Raw genomic sequence first — 1,702 nt, forward strand, 5'->3', positions numbered from 1 at the left:
CAGCACCTGGCGGCGCTCGGCCGGTCCCATCAGGGGCAGGCGCGCCACCGGCTGGCTGTCATCGGCCGCCATGGCCTGCAGCAGCGTGCGCAGATGGCCGCTCCAGCGCTCGATGGTGCTGCGTTCGAACAGGGCCGCGGCGTACTCGATATGCCCGGCCAGCACGCCCTCCACCTCCTGCAGGGTCAGCGTCAGGTCGAACTGGGCACTGCGGCGCTCCAGCTGCGCAGCTTCCAGCGTCAGCCCCGGCAGCTTCAGCTCGCCCTCGGGCTGGTTCTGCCACGAGAAGGCCGCCTGGAACAGGGGGGTGTGCGCCATGCTGCGCGGCGGCTGCACGGCCTCCACCACCTGCTCGAAGGGCAGGTCCTGGTGTTGCTGCGCGGCCAGCACCTGCGCCTTGGTGTGCGCCAGCAGCTGGGCCACCGTCGGCTCATCGTCCATCCTCAGCCGCAGCGCCAGCGTGTTGATGAAGCAGCCGATCAGCGGCTCCACCTCCGCACGGCCGCGGCCCGCCACGGGGCTGCCGATCACCACGTCGGTCTGCGAGGCCAGGCGGCCCAGCAGCGCCGCCCAGCCAGCCAGCAGCGTCATGTAAAGGGTCACGCCATGGCGCCGGCTCAGGGCCTTGAGCGCGGCGCTCAGCGGTGCATCCAGCTGCAGACCCAGCTGTTCGCCACGGTAGTCCTGCTGCAGCGGCCGCTCACGGTCGGTGGGCAATTCCAGCAGGACCGGCGCCTCGGCCAGGGCCTGACGCCAGAAGGCGGTCTGCGCCTCCAGCCGCCCGTCGGCCAGCCAGGCTCGCTGCCAGACCGCATAGTCGGCGTACTGGATGGGCAGAGCCGGCAGGGCCTGCGAGGCTTCGCCGCGTTGCGCGGCATAGGCGCTGCTGAGCTCGGCCAGCAGCACGCCGATGGACCAGCCGTCGCAGATGATGTGGTGCATCACGATCTGCAGCACATGGTCATCCGGCCCCAGTCGCGCCAGCAGCACGCGCAAGGCCGGCGCCTGGCGCAGATCGAAGGCCTCGGCCTCGTGCCGGGCGAACAGCGGGTCGTCCAGGCCGCTGGCCGGCAGCTCCAGCAGCGGCAGCGCCACCTGGGCTTCGATGATCTGGCGCGGCTCGCCGTCGATCAGCTCGAAGCGGGTGCGCAGGCTCTCATGGCGCTCGATGATGGCTTGCAGGGCCTGGCGCAGGGCCGCTGCATCCAGCGCGCCGCGCAGGCGCACGGCGCCGCTGATGTGATACGCCTGGCTGGCCGAAGCGTCCATGCGAGAGAGGAACCACAGGCGTTGCTGCGCCAGCGACAGCGGCAGGGGCAGCTCGCGCGGTGCCCGGGGGATGGGCTGAGCATCGGCACGGTCGGCGCCGTGCAGACGGGCCGCCAGCGCGGCCAGCTCGGGATGGGCGAAGAGCTCGGCCAGGGGCAGCTCGAGGCCCAGAGACTTGCGCACGCGAGACGCCAGCTGGACAGCCATCAGCGAGTGGCCACCCAGCTCGAAGAAGTTGTCATGGCGGCCCACGCGCTCCAGCTGCAGCAGCTCGGCCCAGATGGCCGCCAGCGTGGCTTCCACCTCGCCTTGCGGCGCCTCGTAGGCGCGCCGGCTCCAGGCCTGCTCGTCCGGCGCCGGCAGCGCCTTGCGGTCCAGCTTGCCGTTGGGCGTCAGCGGCAGCGATCCCAGCTGCACATAGGCTGCCGGCACC

General features: G+C 71.9%; 1 protein-coding gene. It reads right to left on the minus strand.

The genetic code is table 11. The features are described 5' to 3' along the window. Window positions 1-1,702: condensation domain-containing protein (locus tag ABDJ40_RS24660; RefSeq protein ID WP_347613761.1), on the minus strand; the 1,702-nt coding region annotated here is incomplete at both ends.

The organism is Roseateles flavus, assembly GCF_039872765.1.
GTDB lineage: Bacteria > Pseudomonadota > Gammaproteobacteria > Burkholderiales > Burkholderiaceae_C > Roseateles_B > Roseateles_B flavus.